Origin of the sequence: Micromonospora phytophila (assembly GCF_023656545.1) — a bacterium.
Lineage (GTDB): Bacteria > Actinomycetota > Actinomycetes > Mycobacteriales > Micromonosporaceae > Micromonospora > Micromonospora phytophila.
On sequence record NZ_JAMOKF010000499.1, the window covers coordinates 1 to 2,854 of the forward strand.

3 protein-coding genes are annotated in these 2,854 nt (G+C 74.0%); 2 read left to right on the forward strand and 1 reads right to left on the reverse strand.

Annotation, left to right across the window (positions count from 1 at the left end):
- On the reverse strand, positions 1-1,111 hold a 1,111-nt coding region (locus tag NCC78_RS30325; protein ID WP_250798824.1), incomplete at its 3' end, for an efflux RND transporter permease subunit.
- A gap of 164 nt (positions 1,112-1,275) precedes the next feature.
- On the opposite strand from NCC78_RS30325, the gene NCC78_RS30330 reads away from it, so the two are divergent.
- Both NCC78_RS30330 and NCC78_RS30335 read left to right on the forward strand, forming a co-directional pair.
- The gene (locus NCC78_RS30330) at positions 1,276-1,794 is read left to right on the forward strand and encodes a MarR family winged helix-turn-helix transcriptional regulator (protein WP_250798826.1); all 519 of its coding nucleotides are present in this window, start codon (positions 1,276-1,278) and stop codon (positions 1,792-1,794) included.
- A gap of 4 nt (positions 1,795-1,798) precedes the next feature.
- Positions 1,799-2,854, forward strand: a 1,056-nt coding sequence (locus NCC78_RS30335) for a CocE/NonD family hydrolase (RefSeq protein ID WP_250798825.1), incomplete at its 3' end; no start/stop codon positions are given.

The window sequence follows — 2,854 nt, forward strand, 5'->3', positions numbered from 1 at the left end:
TGGCGAGCAGCGCCACCGGCACCGGGCGGCGCACGACGGCGGCGCCGAGCCGGCCCCACAGTCGGCCCTCCCGGACCGCACCGCCCACCCGTGGCACGAACGGCCAGAACAGGCCGCGACCGAAGAGCACCAGCACGGCCGGGAGGACGAACAGCGCCGAGAACATGGCCAGGACGACGCCGGTCGCGCAGGCCACGGCGAGGGCCCGGTTGGTTTCCTGCTCCGACAGCAGCAGGGTGAGCACGCCGAGCACGACGGTGAATCCGCTGGCGAGGATGGGTTCGGCGGTGCGCCGCAGGGCCGCCCGCATGGCGGCGAAGCGGTCCTCGGCGCGGCGCAACTCCTCCCGGTAGCGGGCGATGATCAGCAGCGCGTAGTCGGTGGCGGCGCCGAAGACCAGGACGCTGGCGATGCCGGTGACGGCCCCCTGCTGCAGGTTGATGCCGACCGCGGGCACGATCGTGTCGACGGCGCGCAGCGTGAGCTGCTCGGTCGCGGCGACGACGAGCAGCGGAACGATCCACAGGAACGGGCTGCGGTAGGTGATGAGCAGCAGCAGCGCCACGACGCCGGCGGTGACGGCGAGCAGGGTGACGTCCGCGCCGGCGAAAACCTTGGTGAGGTCCGCGGTGAACGCCGGTCCGCCGGTCACCTCCACGGTGAGCGTGTCGGGCACGCCGTCCAGGGTGGCCCTGAGCTGGTCGACGGTCTCGGCGATCACCTCCTGGCCGCCGGCGGTGGAGAGCGGGACGGCGACGAGGGCGACCGTGCCGTCGGGGGAGATCTGCGGCGCGGCGACCTGGCCGCCGACGGCGAAGCGGCTCAGCTCGCCGGACCGGTCGGTGACCGTTGCCCGGTCGGCCTCGGTGAGCGTGCCGCCGTCGGCGCGGCTGACCACGACGACGGCGGGCTGGACGTCACGGGAGGGCAGTTGGTCCTGGAGGCGCTCGACCTGCGTCGACTGCCATTCGGTGGACAGGCCGGTGGAGGAGACGGGTGCGGGGTTGTCGGGCTTGGGGAGCCCGAAGATGGCGACGCCGACGACGATCGCGGCGACCACGGTGAGCCACGCGGCCAGCCGGCCGCGAGCGACGCGGGTGAACACAGACATCGATGCCCTCGGTCTCTCGATCGGAATGTAGTTGACGGGCGGACCTCGCGCTGGCGGGGACATGCCGATCGTCGAGTATCTCGATAAACGAGATTATCGAGATTTGAGCTATGCTGCAACCCGACGACGACAGGGAGAAGCGGCGGAACGTGGCAGCTCACGGCATGTATCGGCGACGCGACACCCGTCGCGAGCAGTTGGTCGCCGAGATCACCAACAACCTGCGGCGCTACTCGGTGGACGCGCAGCACGTCGGCCACGCCTTCGCGGGCCTGCACGGGCTCAACGCCACCGACCTGCACGCCCTGATCGCCGTGATGGACGCCGAGCTGCTCGGCGACCCGATCACCCCCGGACGCCTCGGCGAGCAGCTCAACCTCTCCTCCGGCTCGGTCACCGCCCTGATCGACCGGCTGGAACGGGCCGGGCACATCCGCCGTGACCGCGACGCCACCGACCGGCGCAAGGTGCTGCTGCACTACGCCGACCGGGGCGCCGCCCTGGCCATGGAGTTCTTCCAGCCGCTCGGCTCCCGCACCGACGCGGTGATGGCCGGCTTCGGCGACGACGAGCTGGAGGTCGTACACCGGTTCATGGCGGCGATGAGCGCCTCGCTGCGGGAACACCGCGACGCCGTGCGCGCCGCCCCCCGGCCCGAGCCGCCCCGGCGCGCGAACGGCTGACGTCGTGCTGGACCGGCTGGCGGCCCGGCTCGCCACCGCCATGCTCCGGTTGCCGCCCGCGCGCAGCCGGCGGGTCACCCTCACCCGGGACATCCCGGTGCGGGTCCGCGACGGCGTGGCGCTGCGTACCGACCACTACGCCCCCGACCTGCCCGACGCGCCCACCGTGCTGATCCGCACCCCGTACGGTCGCGCCGGACCGATGCGCCTGCTCGGCCGGCTCGCCGCCGCACGCGGCTTCCACGTGGTGATCCAGTCCTGCCGGGGCACGCACGGCTCGGGTGGGACGTTCGCCCCGCTGGTGCACGAGCGCGACGACGGCCTGGACACCCTCGACTGGCTGCGCCGCCAGCCCTGGTGGACCGGGGCGTTCGGCATGTTCGGCGCCAGCTACCAGGGCTTCGTGCAGTGGGCCCTGGCCGCCGACGCGGGACGAGAGCTGCGGGCGATGGTCGCGGTGGTGACCGCCTCGGGCACCCGCGACTCGACCTACGCGGGGGAGTCGTTCGCCCTGGACACCGTGCTCACCTGGGCCGAGCTGCTCCAGGCGCAGACCGTGCCGTGGCTGGCCCGGCAGTGGGAGCTCAAGCGCGGCCAGCCCCGGCTGGCCGCGGCGCTGGCCCACCTGCCGCTCGCCGACGCCGACCGGGTGGCGACCGGGGTGACCGTGCCGTTCTTCCAGGAGTGGCTGCGCCACCACACCCCGGACGCCGACTACTGGCGCAGCCGGGTCTTCGGCGACCGGGTCGCCCAGGTGCGCGCGCCGGTGGCGATGGTGAGCGGTTGGCACGACATCTTCCTCCCGGCGCAGCTGCGCGACTTCGCGGCCCTGCGCGCCGCCGGCGCACACCCCCGGCTGACCGTCGGGCCGTGGACCCACGGCAGCCCCGGCCTCTTCGTGGCCGCGCTGCGCGACGGGCTGGACTGGCTCGACGAACACCTCGCCGGCCGGCCGGTCACCCGTGCCGCGCCGGTGCGGGTGCACGTCGGCGGCGTCGGCGGCGGCTGGCGGGACCTGCCGGACTGGCCGCCGCCGTCGTCGCCGACCCGGTGGCACCTG

What these genes read in the sequence shown, in the direction of transcription:
- NCC78_RS30330 (WP_250798826.1), top strand. Translation starts at nt 1,276, where the DNA reads ATGTATCGGCGACGCGACACCCGTCGCGAGCAGTTGGTCGCCGAGATC.